Annotated in this window: 22 protein-coding genes; 10 read left to right on the top strand and 12 right to left on the bottom strand. The window is 69.6% G+C overall.

All coding sequences use genetic code 11. The features are described from left to right. The first annotated feature begins 92 nt into the window (after positions 1 to 92). The gene (locus ACYVKA_RS01805; RefSeq protein WP_460702519.1) at positions 93 to 1,079 is read left to right on the top strand and encodes a malate dehydrogenase; all 987 of its coding nucleotides are present in this window, start codon (positions 93 to 95) and stop codon (positions 1,077 to 1,079) included. 86 nt (positions 1,080 to 1,165) lie between these two features. On the opposite strand, the gene ACYVKA_RS01810 is transcribed toward ACYVKA_RS01805, so the two are convergent. From ACYVKA_RS01810 to ACYVKA_RS01840, 7 genes are all read right to left on the bottom strand, one after another. Then, the gene (locus ACYVKA_RS01810; protein WP_460702521.1) at positions 1,166 to 1,498 is read right to left on the bottom strand and encodes a DUF3017 domain-containing protein; all 333 of its coding nucleotides are present in this window, start codon (positions 1,496 to 1,498) and stop codon (positions 1,166 to 1,168) included. A gap of 2 nt (positions 1,499 to 1,500) precedes the next feature. Then, positions 1,501 to 2,373 carry a bifunctional methylenetetrahydrofolate dehydrogenase/methenyltetrahydrofolate cyclohydrolase gene (locus ACYVKA_RS01815; RefSeq protein ID WP_460702523.1) on the bottom strand — a complete coding sequence of 291 codons (873 nt, stop codon included), beginning with the start codon at positions 2,371 to 2,373 and terminating at the stop codon, positions 1,501 to 1,503. Positions 2,374 to 2,524: 151 nt separating this feature from the next. Then, positions 2,525 to 4,087 carry a bifunctional phosphoribosylaminoimidazolecarboxamide formyltransferase/IMP cyclohydrolase gene (gene purH / locus ACYVKA_RS01820; RefSeq protein ID WP_460702525.1) on the bottom strand — a complete coding sequence of 521 codons (1,563 nt, stop codon included), beginning with the start codon at positions 4,085 to 4,087 and terminating at the stop codon, positions 2,525 to 2,527. Further along, entirely contained in the window at positions 4,084 to 4,707 is a 624-nt protein-coding gene (gene purN / locus ACYVKA_RS01825; RefSeq protein ID WP_394275736.1) for a phosphoribosylglycinamide formyltransferase, read from the bottom strand. The genes purH and purN overlap by 4 nt, the downstream gene beginning before the upstream one ends. A 51-nt stretch (positions 4,708 to 4,758) precedes the next feature. Further along, positions 4,759 to 5,802, bottom strand: coding sequence for a hypothetical protein (locus ACYVKA_RS01830; RefSeq protein ID WP_394275735.1), 1,044 nt, complete (start codon positions 5,800 to 5,802; stop codon positions 4,759 to 4,761). Continuing rightward, a complete protein-coding gene (locus tag ACYVKA_RS01835; RefSeq protein WP_394275734.1) occupies positions 5,799 to 6,146 on the bottom strand; it encodes a PadR family transcriptional regulator in 348 nt (115 codons plus the stop codon). The genes ACYVKA_RS01830 and ACYVKA_RS01835 overlap by 4 nt, the downstream gene beginning before the upstream one ends. 41 nt (positions 6,147 to 6,187) lie before the next feature. Continuing rightward, on the bottom strand, positions 6,188 to 7,507 hold the full coding sequence (locus tag ACYVKA_RS01840; protein WP_460702527.1) for a cell division protein PerM: 1,320 nt from the start codon (positions 7,505 to 7,507) through the stop codon (positions 6,188 to 6,190). A 126-nt stretch (positions 7,508 to 7,633) separates the two neighbouring features. On the opposite strand from ACYVKA_RS01840, the gene ACYVKA_RS01845 reads away from it, so the two are divergent. Further along, positions 7,634 to 9,310, top strand: coding sequence for a hypothetical protein (locus ACYVKA_RS01845; RefSeq protein ID WP_460702529.1), 1,677 nt, complete (start codon positions 7,634 to 7,636; stop codon positions 9,308 to 9,310). Between the two features lie 139 nt (positions 9,311 to 9,449). Then, positions 9,450 to 10,625: a M23 family metallopeptidase gene (locus tag ACYVKA_RS01850; protein ID WP_460702531.1), complete on the top strand. Its 1,176-nt coding sequence runs from the start codon at positions 9,450 to 9,452 to the stop codon at positions 10,623 to 10,625. 83 nt (positions 10,626 to 10,708) lie between these two features. On the opposite strand, the gene pcrA is transcribed toward ACYVKA_RS01850, so the two are convergent. After that, positions 10,709 to 13,219 carry a DNA helicase PcrA gene (gene pcrA / locus ACYVKA_RS01855; RefSeq protein WP_460702533.1) on the bottom strand — a complete coding sequence of 837 codons (2,511 nt, stop codon included), beginning with the start codon at positions 13,217 to 13,219 and terminating at the stop codon, positions 10,709 to 10,711. A 73-nt stretch (positions 13,220 to 13,292) separates the two neighbouring features. On the opposite strand from pcrA, the gene ACYVKA_RS01860 reads away from it, so the two are divergent. The 4 genes from ACYVKA_RS01860 (at position 13,293) to ACYVKA_RS01875 (ending at position 16,486) form a co-directional block, all read left to right on the top strand. After that, complete coding sequence (locus ACYVKA_RS01860) at positions 13,293 to 14,540, top strand: phospholipase D-like domain-containing protein (protein WP_460702535.1); 1,248 nt, start codon at positions 13,293 to 13,295, stop codon at positions 14,538 to 14,540. A 129-nt stretch (positions 14,541 to 14,669) separates the two neighbouring features. Continuing rightward, positions 14,670 to 14,933 carry a GlsB/YeaQ/YmgE family stress response membrane protein gene (locus tag ACYVKA_RS01865; protein WP_394275728.1) on the top strand — a complete coding sequence of 88 codons (264 nt, stop codon included), beginning with the start codon at positions 14,670 to 14,672 and terminating at the stop codon, positions 14,931 to 14,933. 157 nt (positions 14,934 to 15,090) lie between these two features. Further along, positions 15,091 to 16,311 carry a PspC domain-containing protein gene (locus tag ACYVKA_RS01870; protein WP_460702537.1) on the top strand — a complete coding sequence of 407 codons (1,221 nt, stop codon included), beginning with the start codon at positions 15,091 to 15,093 and terminating at the stop codon, positions 16,309 to 16,311. Next, positions 16,304 to 16,486: a hypothetical protein gene (locus ACYVKA_RS01875; RefSeq protein ID WP_460702539.1), complete on the top strand. Its 183-nt coding sequence runs from the start codon at positions 16,304 to 16,306 to the stop codon at positions 16,484 to 16,486. The genes ACYVKA_RS01870 and ACYVKA_RS01875 overlap by 8 nt, the downstream gene beginning before the upstream one ends. A gap of 3 nt (positions 16,487 to 16,489) precedes the next feature. Here ACYVKA_RS01875 and ACYVKA_RS01880 read toward each other — a convergent pair whose 3' ends face one another. Then, entirely contained in the window at positions 16,490 to 17,182 is a 693-nt protein-coding gene (locus tag ACYVKA_RS01880; RefSeq protein ID WP_460702541.1) for a response regulator, read from the bottom strand. Positions 17,183 to 17,192: 10 nt separating this feature from the next. Then, on the bottom strand, positions 17,193 to 18,437 hold the full coding sequence (locus ACYVKA_RS01885; RefSeq protein ID WP_460702543.1) for a PspC domain-containing protein: 1,245 nt from the start codon (positions 18,435 to 18,437) through the stop codon (positions 17,193 to 17,195). 170 nt (positions 18,438 to 18,607) lie between these two features. Between ACYVKA_RS01885 and ACYVKA_RS01890 the strand changes: the two genes are divergently transcribed. Continuing rightward, entirely contained in the window at positions 18,608 to 18,946 is a 339-nt protein-coding gene (locus tag ACYVKA_RS01890; RefSeq protein ID WP_394275723.1) for a PspC domain-containing protein, read from the top strand. 101 nt (positions 18,947 to 19,047) lie between these two features. Here ACYVKA_RS01890 and guaA read toward each other — a convergent pair whose 3' ends face one another. After that, positions 19,048 to 20,613, bottom strand: a complete 1,566-nt coding sequence (guaA, locus tag ACYVKA_RS01895) for a glutamine-hydrolyzing GMP synthase (RefSeq protein WP_460702545.1) — start codon at positions 20,611 to 20,613, stop codon at positions 19,048 to 19,050. A 122-nt stretch (positions 20,614 to 20,735) separates the two neighbouring features. Between guaA and cysK the strand changes: the two genes are divergently transcribed. Both cysK and ACYVKA_RS01905 read left to right on the top strand, forming a co-directional pair. Next, positions 20,736 to 21,662 (top strand): cysteine synthase A, encoded by a 927-nt coding sequence (cysK, locus tag ACYVKA_RS01900; RefSeq protein WP_460702547.1) that lies wholly within the window; start codon positions 20,736 to 20,738, stop codon positions 21,660 to 21,662. A 173-nt stretch (positions 21,663 to 21,835) separates the two neighbouring features. Then, a complete protein-coding gene (locus tag ACYVKA_RS01905) occupies positions 21,836 to 24,085 on the top strand; it encodes a glycoside hydrolase family 3 N-terminal domain-containing protein (protein WP_460702549.1) in 2,250 nt (749 codons plus the stop codon). A 104-nt stretch (positions 24,086 to 24,189) separates the two neighbouring features. Here ACYVKA_RS01905 and ACYVKA_RS01910 read toward each other — a convergent pair whose 3' ends face one another. After that, positions 24,190 to 24,501, bottom strand: a complete 312-nt coding sequence (locus tag ACYVKA_RS01910) for a chorismate mutase (protein WP_394275719.1) — start codon at positions 24,499 to 24,501, stop codon at positions 24,190 to 24,192. Positions 24,502 to 24,561 lie beyond the last annotated feature (60 nt).

The following is a 24,561-nucleotide window of genomic DNA, read 5'->3' on the forward strand; positions in this document are numbered from 1 at the left end:
TCGCCGTCTTCTGTGCCCCACCTGCCCGTCGGCCCCGGACAAGTGCCCTGTATCGTCATGTGCAACGGCACGACTTCGAGAGGAAGATCCACATGAAGCAGACCCCCGTCAAGGTGGCCGTCACCGGCGCTGCCGGCCAGATCTGTTACAGCCTTCTGTTCCGCATCGCTTCCGGCTCACTGCTGGGTGATACGCCCATCGAGCTGCGCCTGCTCGAGATCCCCCCGGCCCTCAAGGCCCTCGAGGGTGTCGTCATGGAGCTCGACGACTGCGCCTTCCCCAACCTGGTCAACGTGGAGATCGGGGACGACGCCGAGAAGATCTTCGACGGCGTCAACATGGCGATGCTGGTCGGCGCCTTCCCGCGCAAGGCCGGCATGGAGCGCAGCGACCTGCTCAGCGCCAACGGCAAGATCTTCACCGCCCAGGGCCAGGCCCTCAACAAGGTGGCCGCCGACGACGTCAAGGTGCTCGTCACCGGCAACCCCGCCAACACCAACGCGCTGATCGCCTACAACAACGCTCCCGACATCCCCAAGGCGCAGTTCGCCGCCCTGACCCGCCTGGACCAGGACCGCGCCAAGGCCCAGACCGCGCAGAAGCTGGGCGTGAGCGTCAACGACGTCAAGAAGATGACCATCTGGGGCAACCACTCCGCCACCCAGTACCCCGACCTGTTCAACGCCGAGGTGAACGGCAGCTCCGCCGCCGAGCAGATCAACGACCAGGCCTGGATCGAGCAGACCTTCATCCCCACCGTCGCCAAGCGCGGTGCCGCCATCATCGAGGCCACCGGCCTGTCCAGCCGCGCCTCGGCCGCCAACGCCACCGTGAGCTGCATGCGTGACTGGGCGCTGGGCACCCCGCAGGACGACTGGGTCTCCATGGCCGTGGTCTCCGACGGCTCCTACGGTGTGCCGGAGGGCCTGGTCTCCTCCTTCCCCGTCACCATCACCGACGGCAAGTGGGAGATCGTCCAGGGCTTGGAGATCAATGATTTCAGCCGCGCCCGCATCGACGCCTCCACCCAGGAGCTCGCCGAGGAGCGCGACGCCGTCAAGGAACTCGGTCTGATCTGACCGCTCCCCCACACAGCGTGACAGTGGCCCCCACCGCCTGGTGGGGGCCACTGCTCATCCTGGGGGGCTCTCGAGGGCCCGGCAGCTCAGCGATTCGGTGGTGAGTGCGGCACCACCAAGGTGAGGGCGATCATCGCGCTCCCGCCCAAGGCCAGCAAGGCCGTGTCGAACCACCGTCCGCGCACCACCAGCAGCCCGGCAATGCGGGACGGCAGGAGGGCCCTGAGCAGGCCGGCCAGCAGGACGCTGCACCCGACCGCGAAGGATCCCCGGCGCCAGTGCCCGGTCGCGACCACACCAAGGGACGCGACCAGGCAGCACAGCACCGCGACGAGCGGCCACTGGTTCAGGCTGCGTCCGCCGGCCAGCGCCCTGGCTCGCGCCCGGGCGGTGTCGGAGTCCTCCGCGCTGGTGGTCACGATCAGGCCTTCTGCGCGTCCTGGCTGGCGGCCATCGCCTCGGCGCGGTCCACCACATTGCTCAGCAGCATCGCCCGGGTCATCGGGCCCACGCCACCGGGGTTGGGGGTCACCAGACTGGCCACCTCCCAGACATCGGGGGCGACATCGCCGACCGGTTTGCCATCAACGCGGCTGACGCCCACGTCGATCACGACGGCGCCGGGCTTGACCATGTCGGCGGTCAGGAAACCGGGACGGCCCACGGCCGCCACCACGATGTCGGCCTGACGGGTGTGCGCGGCGAGGTCCTTGGTGCCGGTGTGGCACAACGTCACGGTGGCGTTCTCGCTCTTGCGGGTCAGCAACAGGCCCAGCGGCCGCCCGACCGTGGTGCCACGGCCCACGACGCAGACCTCGGCACCGGCCAGCGGCACGTGGTAGTGCCGCAGCAGCTCGACGATGCCGCGCGGCGTGCAGGGCAGCGGCCCGGGCTCGGTCAGGACGAGCTTGCCCAGGCTGGCCGGGGCCAGGCCGTCGGCATCCTTGTCCGGGTCGATCATCGCCAGGGCCCGGTGCTCGTCCAGGTGGTCCGGCAGGGGCAGCTGCACGATGTAGCCGGTGCAGTCGGGATTCTCGTTGAGCTCGACGAGCGCCTGCTCGAGCTGCTCCTGCGTTGTCTCAGCCGGCAGGTCGACGCGGATGGACTCGATACCCACCTGTGCGCAGTCCTTGTGCTTGCCACCCACGTAGATCTGGCTGGCCGGGTCAGCACCCACCAGGACGGTACCCAGCCCCGGCACGATGCCCTTGGCCCGCAGCGCGTCGACGCGGGTCTTGAGCTCGTCCTTGGTCTGGGCGGCAACTGCCTTGCCATCGATCTTCTGTGCAGTCATGCGGCTCCTTCGTGAGGTGGGTGGTTCCAGCCTACCGACGCATTCAGCTCCCCTCCCTCCCCGAAACAGACGCTTCACGACGATGTGAAGGTGCAAAACAGATCGAGATGCAGCAATTCGTCTGTTTCGGGGAGGGTCCTTGGGTCCTTGCTCAGTGGAAGAAGTGGCGCGTACCGGTGAAGTAGAGGGCGATGCCCTTGTCCTTGCACAGCTGGATGGTCTCCTCGTCGCGAATCGAGCCGCCCGGCTCGACGATGGCCTTCACGCCGCCGTCGATGAGGATCTGGGGTCCGTCACTGAAGGGGAAGAAGGCATCGGAGGCGGCAACCGATCCGGCGGCGCGCTCACCGGCCCGCTCGACGGCCAGCTTGCAGCTGTCGACGCGGTTCACCTGGCCCATGCCGACACCCACCGAGGCGCCATCGCTGGCCAGCAGGATCGCATTGGACTTCACCGAGCGGCAGGCCTTCCAGGCGAAGGCGAGGTCGGCCAGCGTCTGCTCGTCGACTGCCTCACCGGCGGCCAGGATCCAGCTCTCGGGGAGGTCGCCGTCGGCCTGCAGCGCGTCGACCTGCTGCACCAGCAGGCCACCGTCGATGTCGCGGGTCTCGATGCCACCGCGCTGGGGGGCGGCACACTTGAGGATGCGCAGGTTCTTCTTGGTCTGCAGGATATCCAGCGCCTCGGGCTCGAAGTCGGGCGCGACGATCACCTCGGTGAAGACCGGCTTGACCTGCGCGGCCATGGCGACGGTGACGGTCTGGTTGGCGGCGATGACGCCGCCGAAGGCGCTCAATGAGTCGCACTCGTGGGCCTTGCGGTGGGCTTCGGCGATGTCGGCGCCCACGGCGATGCCACACGGGTTGGCGTGCTTGATGATGGCCACGGCCGGCTCGTCGAAGTCGTAGGCCGCGCGGTGTGCGGCACAGGTGTCGACGTAGTTGTTGTAGCTCATCTCCTTGCCGCCGAGCTGCTCGGCCTGGGCGAGGCCCTCGGCGCCGAATCCCTTGGTGTAGAGGGCGGCCTGCTGGTGGCTGTTCTCGCCGTAGCGCAGCACGGTCTTGCGCTCGTAGGTGCCGAAGAGCTCGTCGGGGAAGCCGGTGCCCTGGGTGCCGTCGACCAGCGCCTGGCCCATCCATGAGGCGACGGTCATGTCATAGGCGGCGGTGTGCTGGAAGGCGGCCAGGGCCAGCGTCTTGCGCTGCTCCAGGGTGGTGCCGCCGGCCTTGAGGGCCTCGACGAGTTCGGCGTACTGGGCGGGCGAGGTGACGATGGCGACGCTCGGGTGGTTCTTGGCGGCCGCGCGCACCATGGAGGGTCCGCCGATGTCGATCTGTTCGACGCACTCGTCGACACTGGCGCCCGACGCGACGGTCTGGGCGAAGGGGTACAGGTTGCTGACGACCAGGTCGAAGGGGGCGATGCCCATCTCGTCGAGCTGGCTGCGGTGGCCCTCCAGGCGACGGTCGGCGAGGATCCCGGCGTGCACCTTGGGGTGCAGGGTCTTCACGCGGCCGTCGAGGCACTCGGGGAAGCCGGTGAGCTCGGCCACCTCGGTGACCTGCAGGCCGGCCTCGACCAGCTTGGAATAGGAGCCGCCGGTGCTGACCAGCTCGACGCCGGCCTCGGCCAGGGCCTTGCCCAGGTCGACCAGGCCGGTCTTGTCGTAGACGCTGACCAGGGCGCGGCGGATCGGCTGACGGGACTCGCTCATGCGGTTTCTCCTGTGGTGGGTTCTTGTTGTGTCCGCGGGTGGCGGGCAAGCTGGTTGACCACCTCGACGAGCAGGCGCCGCTCGACGACCTTGATTCGCTCGTGGAGGCTTTCTTCGTCGTCGCCGGGCAGGACATCGACGGCTTCCTGGGTGATCAGCTCGCCGTCGTCGACGCCGTCGCTGACCCAGAAGATCGAAGCCCCGGTGCTGGTTGCGCCGGCGGCGAGTGCGTCGCGCACGGCGTGGGCTCCGGGGAAGGCCGGCAGCATTGCCGGGTGGGTGTTGATGATGCGGTCGCCGAAGCGGGCCATGAAGGGCTCGTCGAGCAGTTTCATGAAGCCGGCCGAGACCACCAGGTCGGGCTGGTGGACGGCCACCAGGTCGGCCAGCTGCTGGTCCCAGTCGCGCCGCTCCTGGCTGCCGCGGCGCAGCAGGGTGGGCATGGGGTGGCAGAAGGTGGGGATGCCGACCGTCCGGGCTCGCTCCAGGCCGCGACAGTCGGGCACGTCGGACCCGACAGCGACGAGCTCGGCGTCGAGCCGGCCGTCGGCACGGGCATCGATCAGGGACTGCAGGAGGGTTCCGCTACCGGAGACGAGGACGAGCACACGACAGGTCACTCGCCCACCATATCGGCCGATGCACTCCCGCTGCCCCACGCGCGGTCCGCCTCACGGCCGAGTGCGCCGGCGGGCACGCTGCCACCGCAACATTGCTCGCAGCGTCAGCACCCCGGCAATCAGGGCGAGGGCCGGTCCGACCCAGCGCCAGAAACCGCCGTCCGTGGTGTCGAGCGCCAGCCAGCCGTAGACGACGGTCGCGATGGCCCACAGCAAGGTTTCGCGCCTCCTGCGGGTCACCTCACTGCCCGGCAGGGAGCGGGCGTAGCCGATGGGACTGCCGAACTCCTCGGCCAGGGCTGTCCCCGACTGCTGCGCGTGGCTTCGCGCCTCGTCGAGTGCCTGGGTGACCTGCCTCTCTGTGAGGTCTCCGCGTTCCCGCAGCCGGGTGCGGGTCTCGGCCACCCACTGCACGTCATCCATCCCGGCCGTCGGCACCCTCCGGCCGCCGGGGTCGGGGAGCACTCGCGCGGCCAGCGCAGCCAGCGCCGCCCACAGGGCAGCCTGGGCCAGCCACCACCACGCAGAGTGGCTGCCCAGGCTGCCGGCCCGCAGGGCAAGCCATCCGGCACCCATCACGACAGGTGCCATGGCGGCGGCCATCACCGCTGTCGCCCACCCCGCGGCCAGGCGATGGACGAGCCGCTCCCGCAGGGTGATGGCCCCCACGGCCAGTACGGCCATCCCCGCCGGCAGCACGGTCAGTGCCACCGGCCAGTCCACGGTCCAGCTGCCCCTGCCCAGTAGGGCCTTGGCTGCCGCCGCAAGGAAGGCCATCACAGATCCGACCGCGGCCAGGAAGAGGGCGACGGTCACCAGCTCGGCGGGGCTGCTGTCGTTGTCGACGAAGGTCGCCCCCTGCTGACTGGCCTCGGCGAGCGCCTCCTCGGCCCAGGCCGAGGGGTCACCGTAGAGCGTCTCGGGGCCTTCGCCGCTGTCGACCACTGCCTGTTCGACCTGGCCCATCAGGCGGTCGACCTCGCGGGGATCGAGTTGGCCCTGCAGCAGCCGCAGCTGCACCGTGCCTGCCCAGCTGCCGTCGTCTGGTTCACCGCGCAGCTGCTCGAATCGTTCGACAGGGAGCGCCTCGGTCATGACGAACCTCCTTGGGGCAGGGTCTCAATGAGCAGGAGGGTGAGTCCGTTCCACTGCTCCAGCAGGCGGCGTCGTTCCTCCCGGCCCGATGGAGTGATCGCATAGGCCTTGCGCCGGGGCCCAGAGCTCCCCGGCTGCCAGACGGCCTCCACCAACGCCGCTTCTTCCAGCCGCGCGAGGACGGGGTAGAGCGAGCCGCCCTTCAGTCGCCCCATGCCGGCGTCGGCGAGACGCTCGGCGATGGCATAGCCGTGCAGATCACCGCCGGTGAGCACCGACAGGATTGCCAGTTCCAGGCTGGCGCGGATCCAGGGCGTCGGCCAGTGGGCGGGGACTTCCTCCATGCACTAAGTATGATTCATTCCTAGATATGCCGCAAGGAGCATCACTCGTGCTCCTTCTCCCCCGCGGGGCGCCCCGGCCCGGCGAGCCCGAGGACCAGGCCGGTCAGCAACCCGGCGATGCCCATCACGGTGGGAGCCATGACGGCCAGCGGCACCAGCCGCGCCCCCACCTCGGCCAGGCGCTGGTCGCCGAGCGCCCCGTTCGAGGCCGCGGCAAGCAGCCACAGGCAGGCTCCGGTGAGCACACCGGCCAGCCCTCCGGTGAGGCTGGTGACGTCGGCGCGGGCCCCGCGCAGCTGGCGCACCACCACCCAGGCCGCCATGGCTCCGGCCAGCACGCCACTTGCCATCCACAGCAGGTGTGGCCAGGGCCCGGGACCGTTGGGCCCGACGGCCCCGAGCGCCGGAATGGCGGGCAGCATGCCGGTCAGGGTGTGCGCCGGCGAGACGATGGTGCCGGTCCCGAGGGTGAAGCCGGCCCCCAGGGCCCAGGAGGCCCCCCAGAGCACGAGGTTGGGCAGCCAGGCCAGTTGCAGGGCCAGGATCACCAGGGAACCGACGGTGCCTGCAGCCAGGCTGTCGTGCAGGGTCACGACCTGTTGACGGTGCAGCAGCAGGGCCAGGGCCACCACGAGGGCACCCGTGGCCACCATCACCGCGAGCCCGGCCACGACGGCCCGGGGCACTGCACGCGCCCAGTTCGGCCACCATTGCGTGGGGCGCCAGTCGAGCGCCCGGCCGGCTCCCACCAGGGAGCACGCGGCACCGAGCACGATCGCCCCCAGCAGGGCCCGTCCGGTCTGGTTGGCGGTGTCGGCCAGGGCGCATCCGAACAGCACGCACACCACATAGGAGATGACAAAGGCGACAGCCACCCGCAGTGTCATGTCACGGCGTTGCTGCTGGGACAGTTCCGGAGCCGCCTCCTGGCGCGCTTGCTGGGCCACCATCCCACTCAGGGCCGCCCCGACGAAGAGCACCAGTGCAGTGACCCCCAGGGGGACCACGGTCAGCGCCCGTCCGTCCAGCTCGGCCCCGGCGCCGTGGGCGAGCAGCCAGCCACGGGTTCCCAGTCCGAGCACGCTCCAGAAACCCAGGTCCGGGGCCTGCACCCACCCGATGACCGCCAGCAGGACCGGCGGCAACCAGCCGGTGAGGGCGGTGAGCACTGCTGCACCGGCGGTTAGCAGAGGCCAGGGCAGCCATGGGCCGGAGCGCGCCTGGGAGCCGTCGCCCCTCTCACGCGGGGACGAGCCGCCCAGGCGGATGCGGCCCATCGTCCAGTTCCGCGCCGTGGTGGAGCCCCGCCCGCTGGCCGGCCCCTGGGCACGAGCCCTGTCGGCCTGACGTCGCCATCCCATGGTGCAAGTCCTTCCGATCGGTGGTGCGCGCGGCAAATGACCGCTGCTGGCCACGAGGCCGGGTAAGCTCCGTGGAGGTCATGACAAGGGGCCCTGCCCCGCTTCGAGCACTTCCGGAGGATCCTCGTGGACGACGAGCAGAGCCAGCATCCCCGCAGCGATGCCGACGTGGACACCCCTCAGGGCGGCACTGACCCTACCCCAGCAGAGGATGCAGCCACCCCAGCAACCGAGGGCATCGCCGAGGAATCGGGCGACCACAGCGCCTGGATGCGCCCCGCCGTGGGCGAGGAGCGGCGCACCTCCGAGATCGTCGGCGCGCTGGCCCCGGAGTCCACTGAGACCGAGGACCTGCCCGACGAGCCGATCGACGTCTTCGAGGACACAGCGCCGGTGACCCCGGACGAGGCCGAGACGGCCGATGGATCCACCGAGGAGCCCAACCCCCTGCACGCCGCCGCAGCGATCGGTGCCGCCGCGGCCCAGCGCCGTCTCTGCGAGCCCGACTCCTCCGGTGCCCACGCCGCCCGGCCCGGCTCGCGGCCGATGGCCTGGCTGCCCTGGCTCGCCGGCGCGCTCGTCGCAGCCCTGGTCGCTTTCGCCGTGGTCCACTCGCTGACCGACAAGCCCGTCGTGGTGATCACGCCGACACCCACGCCGAGCGCGACCACTCCTCCGGCGGTCACCGAAGCCGACCTGCTGACCGCCGAGGATGCCGAGGCCATCACCCCCAAGCAGGGATGGACCGTGGCCAGCACGCTGAGCCGGCTGACGCCCACCTCACCGAAGGTGATCTGCCAGCCCAACACCACCGGACAGCCCAATCCGACGATCACCCGGCAGCGGACGCTGACCACCACCTCCACCAGGGGCCTGGCCGCCCTGCACCAGGTGGACAACTTCGCCTCGGTCGCCGATGCCAGCAAGGCCTTCGAGGCCCGGGCCACCAACCTGGCCGCCTGCGACAACGAGCCGCTGTGGATCCATTCGAACACTGCCGTCGGAAATGCCGGGGACGCGGCCCGGCTGGTCACCGTCGCCCGCCAGGATGACATCGCCGAGTACCACACCGTCCTGCTGCTGCGCACCGGCACCACCGTCCACGCGCTCGACGTCACCCAGGCCAACCAGCCCGCCCCCGCGGCGAACGTGCTCAACTCCGCCGCCGCGGCGGTGAACCGGCAGTGCGCACGCTCGACCGGCAGGTGCGCCACGCAACCGAAGGTGGCCGAGGCCATCCCGGCCGCCACCGAGCCGATGGGCTGGCTCAGCATCTCCGACATCCCCCGCGTCTCGCCGCGCGCGGGCCTGTGGACCGTCACCGACGCGTCGAACGTGGTGGCCCCCGGCAGCGAGTGCGAGAACATGACGCTGGCCTCCGTGGCCGGCCCCACGCAGCGAGAGCAGCGCACCTACCAGATGACCCAGGACAATGCGGCGCCGCGCACCTATGGCATGGACGAGGTCCTGTTCACCTTCAAGGACGCCCGTCAGGCGGCCCAGTTCGCGAACACCCTCGCCTCGAACCTGAAGAACTGCCCTTCACGCCTGGCCACGGCCAAGGTTTCGGAGTCTGCTCAGGTGACCTCCTCCGTGGGCCGCAAGAAGGTGGCGGGGGCCACCCTGCTGGTGCAGCAGAGCTTGGGCGGAACCGAGACGGCACGCTTCCGCACGGGCGTCGCCGTGGTCGACAACAAGGTGATCTACCTGGTCAACAACCCTTCGACCTCCTATGACCTGGGTTCGGCCAAGTTCCAGCAGGTCACTGTGCGGGCCGCCCAGCGCGCTACACAGCTACCCTGAATTGGGTTATGCTTCCTGAGAAATGCTAAGGTTTCGAAGTCTTGAGAGATCGAGACCGTCCGGGCGTGCCGGGCAGGACCTCGTCAGGGGTAGCCGCACGCCGTAGGATGAGACCACTGTCTGTGCACCTAGGAGAACCGTGTCCCACACTCCATTCCGGAGGGTACGTGCCAAGCGCGTACTGGAGGTCGACGAGACCCCTGACGAGCTCGACTTCGACAGCGTCCTCGACACGGCCGAGCAGGAGCCCGAGAAGGGCGTGCTCAAGCGCAGCATCGCCGCGCTGGCCGTGAGCGCGCTGGCCGTCGTCACCGTCGGCGGCGTCGTCGCCGCCTCCTCGGCGAACTCGGAGCGTGTCGACACCGCCACCGTCTCCACCGACAAGAACAGCAAGGACGTCACGCGTGCCGTCGCGGCTCCGGATCCGCTCACCATGGAGCAGCAGGTCCAGTCGCAGGTGGCCCAGGCCCGCCGCGTGCAGGGCCAGTCCAATGGCACCTTGGCCGCCTTCGCCGGACGCGGGACCATCTCGCGCAATGCCGCCCGCACCGAGCTGAGCAAGGCCGTGGCCGCCGAGGGTGCCGTCGAGCGCCAGGCCACCCTGGACGAGGTCAACGACACCGTCGTCGAGGAGGCTGCCGGCGCCGCCGCCGAGAACCGCACTGACCAGATCGAGGCCGATCTCAAGCGCGTGAAGGCCGAGGCCGGACGCATCGCCGAGGAGAAGAAGAAGGCTGAGGCGAAGCTGAAGAAGGCTGCCGACAAGGCAGCCTCGGACAAGAAGTCGGCGGCCGACAAGACTGCTTCGGCCGATCGCCCTGCCGACGCCCCTGCCGACGCCCCCACCGAGGCCCCGATGGACGCCATCCCCGGCGCCGTCAGCGGCGGCGGTGGCTCCACCCCGCTTCCCGCCGGCAAGTACTCCGTCGGCGCCTCTTGGGGCCAGTACGGCTCCTGGTCACGCTGGCACACCGGCCAGGACTTCCCGGCCGCGGTCGGCACCCCGATCTATGCCGTGGCCGACGGCGTGGCCGCCACCAACTGCGGCGGCTGCCAGGGCTGGGCCGGCGACTCCGCCCTGGTCCTGCACCACGGCAACGGCGGTTCCACCCTGTACGCGCACATGAGCCGTTACACCGTCCAGCCCGGCCAGGTCGTCAAGGCCGGCCAGGTCGTGGGCTATGTGGGCATGAAGGGCCGTACCTTCGGGCCCCACCTGCACTTCGAGTACTACCCCAAGGGCACCACCCCGGGTGATGTCTACTCGACCAGCAACCCGGTCACCTTCCTGTTGACCATGGGTGTGCACGTCTGATCCCGGCACCACGGAAGTGGCCCCGCAGACCATTGGGTCTGCGGGGCCACTTCGCGTCCGGGACACCCCGGTCGACGCCTGCCTCAGAGCTTCTCCATCGGGGCATGCTTCAGGCTGAGCCGCTTGAGGCCGGCCGAGCCGAAGTCCACGTCGGCCTTCATCGCGTCCCCACTACCCGAGGTGGACACCACCGTGCCCAGACCGAAGGTGGAGTGCAGCACCCGCTCCCCCGGACTGACGCTCGCCACCGTCTTGACCTTTGGGGCGCCACTGCCCAGGCTGGGGCCACTGGAACGTCCCCCGAGCGTGCGGCTGCTGAAGCCACCACCCTGGCGAGCCTGCACGGTGCGCGTCGCTGACGTGCTGGCCCACCCGGTCAGGGCGGCACCCGTGCGTCGCCAGTCCATCAGCTCAGCCGGGATCTCCTCCAGGAAACGGCTGGCGGGGTTGTACTGCGGTGATCCCCAGGCGGTGCGCACCGCGGCGCGGGTCAGGTAGAGCTGCTGGCGGGCGCGCGTGATGCCCACATAGGCCAGCCGTCGCTCCTCCTGCAGCTCGTCGCGGTCCATCAACGCCCGCATGTGCGGGAAGACGCCGTCCTCGAAACCGGTCAGGAAGACGGTGTCGAACTCCAGTCCCTTGGCGGTGTGCAGGGTCATCAGGGTCACCACGCCCTGGTCGTCGGCATCGGCGTCGGGGATCTGGTCGGAGTCGGCCACCAGGGCGATGCGCTCGAGGAAGGCCGGCAGCGAGTCGTCCGGCTCGGGCAGCAGGGCCACCTCTTCCTCGGTGAGCCCCTCCCCCTCCTCCTCCCGGGACAGGTCGACAGCATGGGCCGCGGCCACGAACTCACCCGCGACGGCCACCAACTCCACCAGGTTCTCCAGGCGTGTCTCGTCCTGGGGGTCCTTGGAGTTCTCCAGCTCGGCCAGGTAACCCGAGGCCTTGAGGATGCTGGTGAGCACCTCGTCGGCCCTCACCCCGTCGACGACCATCTGGCGGTGGGCGGCCATCATCTCGGCGAAGGCCTTGATCTGCTTGAAGCTGCGGGTGGCGATACCGGGGGCCTCGCTGGCCCGGTCCAGGGCTTCTGAGAAGGGAATCCGCTCGGACTGGGCCAGCTGGTCGATGGCGGCCTCGGCGCGGTCGCCAATGCCCCGCTTGGGGACGTTGAGGATGCGTCGCACGCTCACGTCGTCGGCCGGGTTGGCGATCGCCCGCAGGTAGCTGATGGCGTCGCGGATCTCCTTGCGCTCGTAGAAGCGCACGCCACCGACCACCTTGTAGGGCAGTCCGACGCGGATGAAGACCTCCTCGAAGGCACGCGACTGGGCATTGGTGCGGTAGAAGACGGCCACCTCGCCGTGGCGGGCCTTGCCCTCGTCGACGAGCTTGTCGATCTCGTTGGCGATGAACTGGGCCTCGTCGTGCTCGGTGTCGGCGACGTAGCCGGTCACCAGTGCGCCAGTGCCCTGGTCGCTCCACAGCCGCTTCTCGGGACGGTTCGGGTTGTGCCCGATCACTGCATTGGCCGCCGCCAGGATGTTCTGGGTGGAGCGGTAGTTCTGTTCCAGCAGGATCGTGTCGGCACCGGGGAAGTCGCTCTCGAAGTCGAGGATGTTGCGGATCGTGGCGCCACGGAAGGCGTAGATGGACTGGTCGGAGTCGCCCACCACCATCAGCTCGGGAGCGCCGACCCGGGGGCTGTTGCCCATCGCCTGCTCGGTGGCCCCGTCCAGCTCGCCGCAGAGCTGGCGGATCAGCTGGTACTGGGCATGGTTGGTGTCCTGGTACTCGTCGACCAGCACCTGGCGGAAGCGGCGGCGGTAGCCCTCGCGCACCTCGGGGAAGGCCTGCAGCAGGTGCACGGTGGTCATGATCAGGTCGTCGAAGTCGAGTGCATTGGCCGCGACCAGACGTCGCTGGTACTCGGAATAGGCCTGCGCGTGGACCTTCTCGTTGCCCTCGCTGAAGCGCGCCAGTGCCGCCTCGTGGTCGATGAGCTCGTTCTTGCAGTTGCTGACCCAGTTCATGATGGCGCGCACCGGGTAGCGCTTGGGGTCGAGCTCCAGCTCGCGAGCCACCAGGGTCATCAGGCGCTTGGCGTCTGTGTCGTCGTAGATGGAGAAGTTGCGGTCCATCCCGAACTTGTCGATGTCGGCGCGCAGCATCCGCACGCAAGCCGAGTGGAAGGTGCTGACCCACATCAGCTTGGCGCGGTTGCCCACCAGCTCGATGACGCGGCTCTTCATCTCGGCCGCGGCCTTGTTGGTGAAGGTGATAGCGAGGATCGAGCCGGGGTGGACGTCGCGGGCGGCCACGAGGTGGGCGATGCGTCGGGTGAGCACCCGGGTCTTGCCGGAGCCGGCACCGGCCACCACCAGCACCGGGCCGCCGGCGTGCAGGACGGCCTGGCGCTGCGGCGGGTTGAGCCCGCCCAGCAGGGCGTCGACGTCGACGTGCGCTCGAGCCCGTGGCGCGGCCTGCGCGACGGCGGGCGCGGTGGCCTGCGCGATGGCGGGCGCGGTGGCCTGCGCGATGGCGGGCGAGGTGGGCTGGAAGCTGCTGAACAGGTCCTCGGGAAGATCACTCATGGCAGGTACACCCTATTCGGTTCGTGCGCGTGCTCCGTGGGACGAGCTTGCGCGGCGCCGCTATCGTGTGGGCATGACAGCTCCCGCGATCCGCCGCCTCGCCACCCGCGCGATGGGCACGGTCCTTGGCCTGCAGGTCGCCACCGCGGTGGGGCTGACCGTGGTCGACGCGGTCAAGCGCCGTGGACGCCAGCCCTACCGCTTCCCCACTTCGGAGCCGACACCTGTCATGGCGGGCAAGGACGAGGTGACGATCTACACCTTCGGCTATGACCTCTACGAGGACATGTTGGCCGACATCGAGCGGGCGGAGGAGGCCGTCTACTTCGAGACCTACATCTGGAAGGGCGACGAGACCGGCCAGCGCTTCAAGGACGCCCTGGTGGCGGCGGCCGACCGGGGGGTGCGGGTCTGCGTGGTCTACGACGAGTTCGCCAACCTCGTCGTGCCGCGCTCCTTCTTCGACCTTCCCAGCAATGTGCTGGTCCAGAGCCACCCGCTGGTGGCGAGCCTGGTGCCGACTCCGCGCAGTATCGGCCGCGACCACCGCAAGCTGCTGGTGGTGGACCATGCGGTGGCCTACATCGGCGGCTACAACATCGGCGACACCTATGCCGACCGCTGGCGTGACACCCATGCCCGGCTGGTGGGCCCGGGGGTGGCCGAGATCGAGAATGCCTTCGTCGACTACTGGAACCTGAGGCATGTTGGGGTGCTGAGCAACCATCGCGACTCGACGATGGAGCTGGTCCAGACCGGGGTGCGTTCCTGGGCGACGCAGGTGCGCGTGCACCGCAACACGCCGAAGATCTCGGTCTACCCGATCCGCAACATGTACCTGGAGGCGATCGACCGGGCCGTCGACCACATCTGGATGACCCAGGCCTACCTGATCCCCGATGACGACCTGATGGCAGCGTTCTTCGCGGCCGTGCGGCGCGGCGTCGACGTGCGCATCATCGTCCCGGCCCAGTCGAACCACGTGGTGGCCGACTGGCTCTCCCGTGGCTTCTACGACGACCTGCTGCGCTATGGCGTGCGCCTGTTCCTCTACCAGGGGGCGATGGTGCACGCGAAGACCTGCACCATCGACGGCTTCTGGTCCACCATCGGCACGGCGAACCTTGACCGTTTGAGCCTGGCAGGCAACTATGAGGTGAACGCTGAATTTCTCGACCGTGACGTCGCGGCGCGCATGGAGGAGATCTGGGAGGTCGACGAGCAGAACTGCGTGGAACTGGACCGGGACGAGTGGGCCGCCCGATCCATCGTGGCCAAGGGAACCGAGGCCCTGCTGGCCCCCTGGCGCCCCCTCTTCTGAGGCGCTGACACACGGATCGGTGATTCTGCCGATGATGAAATCGTGCCTGCCCGCGTGACTTGTGGACCCTGCGCTGCCTATCGTCGAAGGCGTACGGACTTCCCCCAAGCTTCCTCAAGGAGAACCATCATGGGAATCATTGCATGGATCGTCTTCGGTCTCATTGCCGGCGCCATCGCCAAGGCCATCATGCCCGGAACCCAGGGGGGTGGCTTCATCATGACCACCATCCTCGGCATCGTAGGCGCCCTGGTCGGCGGCTTTCTCGGCTCTGCCATCCTCGGAAAGTCGGTCAGCGGCTTCAACATCGGCTCCATGCTGATCGCAGTCGTCGGTGCGCTGATCGTGCTCGGCATCTGGGGTTGGGTCCAGGGCCGCAGCTCGCGCGTCTGACCTGCTCGCTCGTCCCCTCAAGGACATCAGCCGTCGCCTCTGGCACGGCGGGAGCAGGGCCTCGGCATTGCCGGGGCCCTGTTGCCGTGTCCGGACGCGGTGGATCTCAGGGTTGTTCCCGATGGTGCACGGCGGCCGGCTGGCGCAGGATGGTGGCATGGACCAGACCCTCTTGCCCGACCTGCACCGTCCTCGTGACGGGGCGATGGTCGCGGGCGTCTGCCTGGCCCTGGCCCACCGGTGGCAGGTCGATCCGCTGCTGGTGCGCGTCGCCGCCCTGCTGCTGGCTCTCAGTGGCGGATTCGGGGTGCTGCTCTACGCTTGGGGTTGGCTTGTGCTGCCCCAGCAGGGGCATCGTCGGAGCCTCGCCGAACAGTTCTCTCCGCAGGTGGCCCAGTGGAGCCGCCAGCGTCTCCTTGCCACCGGTCTGGTCGGCAGTCTGCTGCTGTGCCTGCTGACAGCCCCCCTGACCTCGTGGTCCCTCGCCCCGGGACTGGTGCTGCTCGTCCTTGTGACCCTGGGACGCAGGCAGTCCCACCACAGCTCCGGCACGGTCGAGGCACTCCCCGCGCCACCACCCTCGTCCGAGTTCACCATCGCCGTGGAGGCGTGGACCAGTCGTCTGGCAGCCCTCGAGCAGGCCGCTCCCGTGCCTCTCGCGTCACCGTCACACACGTCCTTGGCACCCGTCCCCGCACCCACCATCGGACCCACGGCCACTCCACGACCCGGCACCATCCACTTGCCGGCGCCCCCGGCCCTGGCTGCGGTGCCCCGTCCACGTCGGGTACGTCGACCCTCCTGGCGCCTTGGCCTGGTGGTGCTGGCGCTGGCCGCGCTGCCCTTCCTCCTGGATCCCTCCCTGCCGGTGCAGGACCAGCGCACGGCCCTGCACGCCCTGTCCTTGGGAGTCATCGCGGTGAGCCTGGTCCTCGCCGGACTGCTGCGCCTCCCACGCCCCCGGATGGCGGTGCCGGTGGCCCTCGCGGTCCTGGGATCGGCGCTGCTGCCGATGCCGTCGCCCACGTCCATGGAGCCTGTGGACGTGCACTGGACGAGCACGGCCCAGCTGCCCACACATCCGCTGGAGGTGACGGCGCAGGAGAGCCGCGTGGACCTCTCCGACCTCAGCCTGCCCGCAACCGGCCCCGCCAGCCGGCTGGCCATCCACGCCACGGCAGCCGACCTCACCCTGCGCCTTCCCGAGGAACCGGTGCGCGTCGACTACCGGCTCAACGGCGCCACCATCGCCTTCGACGGGGGCGAAAGCCTGGCCGGCATCAAGAACGGGAGCTGGCACAGCACCGAGACCGAGGACCCGCGGCTGGTCGTCACGCTGCACCTGACCGGCGCCAATGCGGAGGTGGACCATGCGTGAGCCGCGCGACATCGCCTCCCTGCTGTGGGGACTGGCCTTGCTGGCCTGCACCGGTGTGCTGGTGGGCCGCGCCACCGGGCACCCCGTCCCGATATCGACACTGATGGTCGCCGGGTCCGTCCTGCTGATCGTTCTGGGATTGCTCGGCGGACTGCTGGCCCATCGGCGCCGGTGAGGCTCAGACCAGCTTGCGGTCGGTGGCCCACTTGGTGAGCTGGTGTCGGTTGGACAGCTGGAGCTTGCGCAGCACGCTGGAGACGTGGGTCTCGACGGTCTTGATCGAGATGAACAATTCCTTGGCCACCTCCTTGTAGGCATAGCCGCGCGCGATCAGCTTCATCACCTCGCGCTCGCGCGGGCTGAGCCGGTCCAGTTCCTCGTCAACGGCGGCCACGTCGATGGAGCCACTGAAGGCATCCAGGACGAAGCCAGCCAGGCGCGGGGAGAAGACGGCATCCCCGCCGGCCACCCGGTCGATGGCCTCCAGCAGCTCCGGCGTGGCGATGGACTTGGTGACGTAGCCCCGGGCGCCGGCACGGATGACGCCGATCACGTCCTCGGCCGCATCCGAGACGCTCAGCGCCAGGAAACGACGTTCGGGTTGCTGGGCATGGACCCGTCGCACCACCTCGGCCCCTCCGCCGCCCGGCAGGTGCACGTCGAGCAGCACCAGGTCGGGCTGGGTCTCCAGGATGGCCTGGACGGCGGTGTTGACGTCCTCACCCTCGCCGACCACCTCGACCTGGTCGGAGTCTCCCAGTTCGTGACGGACCCCGGCGCGGAACATGGCGTGGTCGTCGACCAGCACGATCCGCCACGGTCCCGCGTGGGCCGGGGCGCTCTCGGTCGCGGTCTCGACAGGCTCTTGCATGTCCAACTCCTCAGATCTCCATCACCAGGCGCACCTCGGTGCCTTCACCGGGTGCCGACCGAATGCGGGCGGTGCCGCCGTGGCGTTCCATCCGGTCCAGGATCGATCGCCTGACACCCATCCTGTCATCCCCGATGGCCTCGGGGTCGAAGCCGACCCCCCGGTCGCGGACGAAGACCTCCACCTGGCCGTCGTCGACCTCGCAGTAGACGTCGACCCGGTCGGCGCCGGAGTGCTTGGCAGCATTCATCATGGCCTCCCTCGCGGCGCGCACCACCGTGTCGGTGCGGGATGTGCCCTCGGCATCGCCGACGCAGACCAGCTCGATGTCGATGCCGCGCTCGGCCTCGATCTCGTCCACGGCGGTGCGCATCGCCACCGTCAGCGAGCTCTCGGTCTGCTCCTCGCCGTAGAGCCAGGTGCGCAGCTCCTTCTCCTGACGACGCGCCAACTGGGCCACCGCCTTCGGGTCCTCTGACTGGCGTTGGATCAGGGCCAGGGTCTGCAGCACCGAGTCGTGCAGGTGGGCGGCCATGTCCGCGCGAGCCCGTTCGAGCAGGGCCCGTTCGTGGGCCTCTCGCGAGGTGCGACGCCAGCGGGTGATCCACGGGGCACCGGCGATGCCCACGCCGAGCACCAGCAGCGCGGCGAAACCCAGCACCTGGGGCAGCTGGGAGATGCCTATCCAGCCGGCGGCGACGATCGAGACCGAGACCCCCACCAGGGCGAGCCCGACCAGGAGCCGGCTGGCATCCTTCCACCGTTGCGGGGCCGTGCGATCGGTGGCGAGGTCCTGCGCGTCGGCCTGCCGCCAGACCATCGCCAGTCCGGCGGCGGCGAAGGCCAAGGGCCAGAAGATCGTCGACGACGGGCCGGTCCCGAAGCGGTGGGCCAGCAGGGCCACCCCGCCACCGACCAGGGCCAGGGCGGCAGCCGAGGCGCCGTCGGGGCGGGCGAGTTCCCTGTGCCGTTGGGGGCGCATCTGCTGACGCCGGGCCGATTCCAGCCCGGGGGCCTCGACGCTGTCCCCCTGCGCCGCCGAGGGCATCAGGACCCACAGGAGTCCGTAGACCAGCACGCCCACCAGCTGCATGCCCGCCAGCAGGACGAAGCCGCCACGCACCAGCAGCGGTGACCAGCCCAGGTGCTGCGCGATGCCGGAGCAGACACCACCCAGCACGGCATGCTCGGCGTCGCGGCGGGCACGCGGGGGCTCCGGTTGCGGCCGCGGGGCCGGAAGGTCAGGACTGCTCATCGTGTTCCCAAGGTTCACACGCCGTCGGGCACGACGCCAGCCCCGACGGGCCCACGGGGGCGTGATCGGGTGCCGTTCAGGGTTGCTCCCGATGGCGGGGGACGGCCGCGGGGCGGAGAATGGACTCATCAGGACAGAACGACTGTCCGAGAAGCACAGGAGAACACGTCATGGCACTCGTCCCGAACCTCGCGCGTCCGACCGACGACCGGATGGTCGCCGGCGTCTGCTCCGGCATCGCACGCTACCTCAAGATCGACACCAGCGTGGTCCGCGCGGTGATGGTCGTCGCGGTGCTGATGGGCGCGGTGGGCCTGTGGCTCTACCCGCTGCTGTGGGTGCTGATGCCCGAGGAGGGCTCGGACCGCGCCGGCGCCGACGTGCTCGTCGAGAAGGCGAAGCAGTGGAAGGCCGACAATGATGCCAAGCGTTCTGGCCAGGCACCCGCGAGCCAGACTCCCCCGGCCCGGCAGCCCGTCTTCAACCCCTATGAGGAGCCCCGCCACTGATCCGAAAGACGGGCTCACCCGGCCCGAGCACGAACGAGGCCCCCGCGAGAATGTCGCGGGGGCCTTGCCCATGCCTGAGGGGGTCTGAGGGGGTCGCCCCCTCACTCCCATTCAATCGTGCCCGGCGGCTTGCTGGTCACGTCGACCACGACGCGGTTGACCTCGCGCACCTCATTGGTGATCCGGGTGCTCATCTGTTCGAGCAGGTCATAGGGCAGACGTCCCCAGTCGGCGGTCATCGCGTCCTCGCTGGTGACGGGGCGCAGCACGATCGGGTGGCCGTAGGTGCGGCCGTCGCCCTGCACGCCGACCGAGCGGACGTCGGCCAGCAGCACGACGGGGAACTGCCAGATGTCGCGGTCCAGGCCGGCCTTGGTGAGCTCCTCGCGGGCGATCGCGTCGGCCCGGCGCAGGATCGCCAGGCGCTCCTCGTCGACCGCACCGATGATGCGGATCGCCAGGCCGGGGCCGGGGAAGGGCTGGCGCCAGACCATCGACTCGGGCAGTCCCAGCTCGGCGCCGACGGCGCGCACCTCGTCCTTGAACAGGGTGCGCAGCGGCTCGATCAGGCTGAACTGCAGATCGTCGGGCAGGCCGCCGACGTTGTGGTGGCTCTTGATGTTGCTGGCGCCCTCGCCGCCGCCCGACTCCACGACGTCGGGGTACAGGGTGCCCTGCACCAGGAACTCGATGTCCTTGTCGTCATTGAGCTTGCGGGCCGTGGCCTCGAAGGTGCGGATGAACTCGCGCCCGATGATCTTGCGCTTGGTCTCCGGGTCGGTGACACCGGCCAGATGGCCCAGGAAGCGTTCGCGCTCGTCGGCCACGACCAGGTCCACCCCGGTGATCTCGACGAAGTCCTTCTTCACCTGCTCGGCCTCGCCCTCACGCAGCAGGCCGTGGTCGACGAAGACGCAGGTGAGCTGGTCGCCGATGGCGCGCTGCACCAGGGCGGCCGCGACGGCGGAGTCGACGCCACCGGACAGAGCGCACATGACGCGCTTGTCGCCGACCTGCTCGCGGATCAGCTCGACCTGCTCCTCGACGATGTTGGCGCTGGTCCAGTCGGCCTTGAGTCCGGCGATCTCGAACAGGAAGCGCTCGAGGACGGCCTGGCCCTGCTCGGAATGCATCACCTCGGGATGCCACTGGACGCCGGCCAGGCGGGCTTCGACGTTCTCGAAGGCCGCGACGGGGGCGCCGGCGGTGTGGGCGAGGGCGGTGAAGCCCTCGGGGGCATGCGAGACGGAGTCGCCGTGGCTCATCCAGATGTGCATGGTGCTGGGCATCGACTGCAGCAGGCAGCCGGGCTCGGTGACGGCGACCGGGGTGCGGCCGAACTCGCTCAGTCCGGTGCGGGCGACGGTGCCACCCAGCGCATTGGCCATGGCCTGGAAGCCGTAACAGATGCCGAAGGCGGGGACGCCGGCGGTGAACAGCGCCGGGTCCACCTGCGGGGCTCCCTCGGCGTAGACCGACTGCGGTCCACCGGACAGGATGATGGCGGCGGGCTTCTTCGCGAGCACCTGCTCCACCGTCGCGGTGTGCGGCATGATCTCGGAGTAGACCTTGGCCTCACGGACCCGTCGGGCGATGAGCTGGGCGTACTGTGCGCCGAAGTCGATGACGACGACGAGGTCGTGCTGTTGTGCAGGTGCTTGGGCCATGGGCTGATTCTAGGGAGTCCGCGGCCCGGCGGGAAACCGGGCACCGGCACCGGATGCGGTCAGGCGTCCAAAAAAGATGGACAGACGGGGAAGAATTCACCGACTCATGTTGTTCTAGGGGCATGAACACTTTTGCTGACGTGAGCGCTGTCGTGGGCCGGACCCCCCTGGTGAAGATCAACAAGCTCATCGAGGGCGACGCCACTGTCCTGGCCAAGCTCGAGTTCTACAACCCCGCCAACTCGGTCAAGGACCGCATCGGCGTCGCCATCGTCGACGCCGCCGAGGCCTCCGGTGAGCTGAAGCCGGGCGGCACCATCGTCGAGGGCACCAGTGGCAACACCGGCATCGCCCTGGCCATGGTCGGCGCTGCCCGCGGCTACAAGGTGGTGCTGTGCATGCCCGAGACGATGAGCCTCGAGCGTCGCGCCCTGCTGCGCGCCTACGGCGCCGAGCTGGTGCTCACCCCGGGTGCCGAGGGCATGAAGGGTGCCGTCGCCAAGGCCGAGGAGATCGCCAAGGAGCGCGGAGGCGTGCAGGCCCGTCAGTTCGCCAACCAGGCCAACTACGAGATCCACAAGACCACCACCGGTCCCGAGGTCTGGGCCGACACTGACGGCCAGGTCGACGCCTTCGTCGCCGGCGTCGGCACCGGCGGCACCATCTCGGGCGCCGGCGAGTACCTGCGCTCCCAGAAGGCCGAGGTGAAGCTCTTCGCCGTCGAGCCCGCCGAGAGCCCGCTGCTGACCGAGGGCACCGCGGGCCCGCACAAGATCCAGGGCCTGGGCGCCAACTTCGTGCCCGAGATCCTGAACCGCGACATCATCGACGAGGTCCTCGATGTCAAGGGCGAGGAGGCCATCGAGATGGCCCGTCGCGCCGCCAAGGAGGAGGGCCTGCTGGTGGGCATCTCGTCCGGTGCCGCCCTGGTGGCTGCCAAGGCCGTCGCCGAGCGCCCCGAGATGGCCGGCAAGACCATCGTCGTCGTGCTGCCCGACTTCGGTGAGCGCTACCTGTCGACCGTGCTGTACTCCGACCTGATGAACTGATCGGCACCTGCTGAGCTGCCATGCAGCTCTCACACCTGGTCGAGGGCCTTCCCAATGCGGGAGGGCCCTCGACCTTCTCCGTCCACGGGTTCCGCTCGGCCAGCACAAGAACTAACCTTGTGGTAACCACAGCCGCACGCCGAGTGCACCGACGCACCCGATGGAGGACAACCATGGCCACCGAGACCTTCCGCAACCCGGAACTGCCCATCGAGCAGAGGGTCGACGACCTTCTCGCCCGCCTGGACCTGGAACAGAAGGCCGGGCAGGTGAGCCAGTTCTTCTACTTCGGCAACCCGGAGGCCGCACAGGCCAATTCCGACAATGACGTCGACGAGGTGGAGCAGGCCATCATCGACGGACGTGCCGGGTCAGTGCTCTTCGTGCGTGACGTCGAGACCGCCAACCGCCTGCAGCAGCTGGCCGTCGAGCGCTCACCCCTGGGGATCCCGCTGATCTTCGGCTTCGACGTCATCCACGGCTTCCGCACCGTGATGCCGACCCCGCTGGCGGTCGCTGCCTCCTTCAACCCCGAGCTGGCCGAGGCCGCCCAGCGGGTCGCTGCCCGCGAGGCCCGGTCCGTCGGCCTGCACTGGACCTTCGCACCCATGGTCGACATCGCCCGCGACCCCCGCTGGGGCCGCATCATCGAGGGCGCCGGCGAGGACCCCTGCCTGGGTGCCGCCATGGCCGCGGCGCAGGTGCGCGGCTTCCAGGGCACGGTCGAGGACGGCCGCTACGGTCCCGAGTCGGTGCTGGCCAGCCCCAAGCACCTGGCCGGCTATGGTGCCGCCACCGGCGGGCGCGACTACGAGGACTCCGACATCTCCGACGCGGAGCTGTGGAATGTCTACCTGCCGCCCTTCCGGGCCGCCGTCGAGGCCGGCGCGGCGACCGTGATGAGCGCCTACATGGACCTCAACGGCGTCCCCGCCAGCGGCAACCGGTGGCTGCTCACCAAGGTGCTGCGCGGCGAGATGGGCTTCGAGGGCTTCGTCGTCTCCGACGCCCATGCGGTGCGCTCCCTGGCCACACAGCACTTCGCCAAGGACCTCCAGGACGCTGCCGCGCGAGCCCTGCATGCCGGGCTCGACATGGAGATGACCATGGCCGATCCCGCCTACTCCCGCCTGCCGCAGGCGATCGTCGACGGCCGGGTGAGCGAGGCCGAACTCGACCAGGCCGTGCGCCGGGTGCTGACCGCGAAGTTCCGGATGGGCCTGTTCGACCAGCCCTACGCCGACGCCTCCCGCACCCAGGCGGTGCTGTCGGCACCCGAGCACCGGGAGGTGGCGCGCGACGCCGCCGAGAAGTCCCTGGTGCTGCTCCGCAATGACGGGCTGTTGCCACTGGATCCGTCCGCGCTCCAGAGCGTGGCCGTCGTGGGACAGCTGGCCGACAGTGCCCGCGACACCCTCGGGCCGTGGATCTTCGACTTCGACCTCGACGAGACCGTCACCATCCTCGATGGGCTGCGGGCCCGGCTCGGCGACGGGATCGAGGTGCGCCACGAGCCCGGCGCCTGCATCCCGGACCGGCTCCAGCCGTCGATGTTCGACGCGATGGAGCCCGAACCCGCCGTCACCGGCCCCGACTACGACGACGACGCGGCCATCGAGCGTGCCGTCGCCCTGGCCGAGGCGGCCGACGTGGTCGTGGTCGTGAGCGGCCAGCGCCAGAACCAGATCGGCGAGCGGGCCTCGGTGAGCCACCTGGAGCTGCCCGGTCGCCACCTGGAACAGCTGCAGCGCCTGGCGGCCACCGGCACCCCGGTGGTGCTGGTGCTGGTCAGCGGCCGCCCGCTCGACCTGCGCTGGGCCGATGAGAACCTGCCCGCAATCCTGCAGGCCTGGTATCCGGGCAGCCGTGGCGGCGAGGCCGTCGCCCGTGCGCTCGTCGGGGACGTCTCCCCCGCCGGCCGCCTGCCCTTCACGTGGGTGCGCAGCGTCGGACAGGTGCCGATGTCGCTCTCGCACTACACGACCTTCCAGCCCGAGTTCGCGCACGAGCGCTACTGGGACGAGGAGTCCACGCCGCTGTACCCCTTCGGGCACGGTCTGTCCTATGCGAGCTTCGCCTACTCCGACCTGCGGGTGGACCCCGCCCGGGTGCCCCTGGGTGGGACCGCGACGGTGCACGTCACAATCACCAACACCTCGGACCGGGAGGCCGACGAGGTGGCCCAGCTCTACCTCCACCAGCGGTACGGCACCTCGACCCGTCCCGTGCGCGAGTTGAAGGGCTTCCAGCGCGTTACGCTGGCCGGGGGCGAGAGCACCGAACTCAGCTTCGAGCTCGGCCCCGACGAGCTGCGCCACTGGAGCGCCGTCACCCGCGACTGGGTGCAGGACGGGTCGACCTTCGACGTCTGGGTGGGTGGCAGCTCCGCGGCCGACCTGCATGCCACTTTCGAGGTGCAGTAAGCCCGGCGCCGTCGCGCACGAACCTTGTGGGCCTTGTGCGTTGATACCAACGCACACAAGGACCGCAAGAGGTTCAGTGTGCTGCTGGAGACCTCGACAGCCCCTCAGCCCTGCTCGCGGGCGATCTTCTCGTGGTGGCGGACCACCTCGGTGACGATGAAGGTGAGGAACTGCTCCGCGAACTCGGGGTCGAGCTGGGCGTCGACGGCCAGGGCGCGCAGGCGCTCGATCTGGCGCTTCTCGCGCTGCGGGTCGGCCGGGGGAAGCCCCTTGGTGGCCTTCAGCTCCCCCACCCGCTGGGTCACCTTGAAGCGCTCGGCCAGCAGGTGCACCAGCGCGGCATCGAGGTTGTCGATGCTGGAGCGCAGCCGCAGGAGCTCGGGATCGGGCGCATCGGTGCTGGTGGCCTCAGTCATGGTGCAACCCTAACCAGACAGAAGGCCCCGTCCCACTGCATGGGACGGGGCCACCAGGCA

The sequence above is a fragment of the Luteococcus sediminum genome (genome assembly GCF_054783495.1).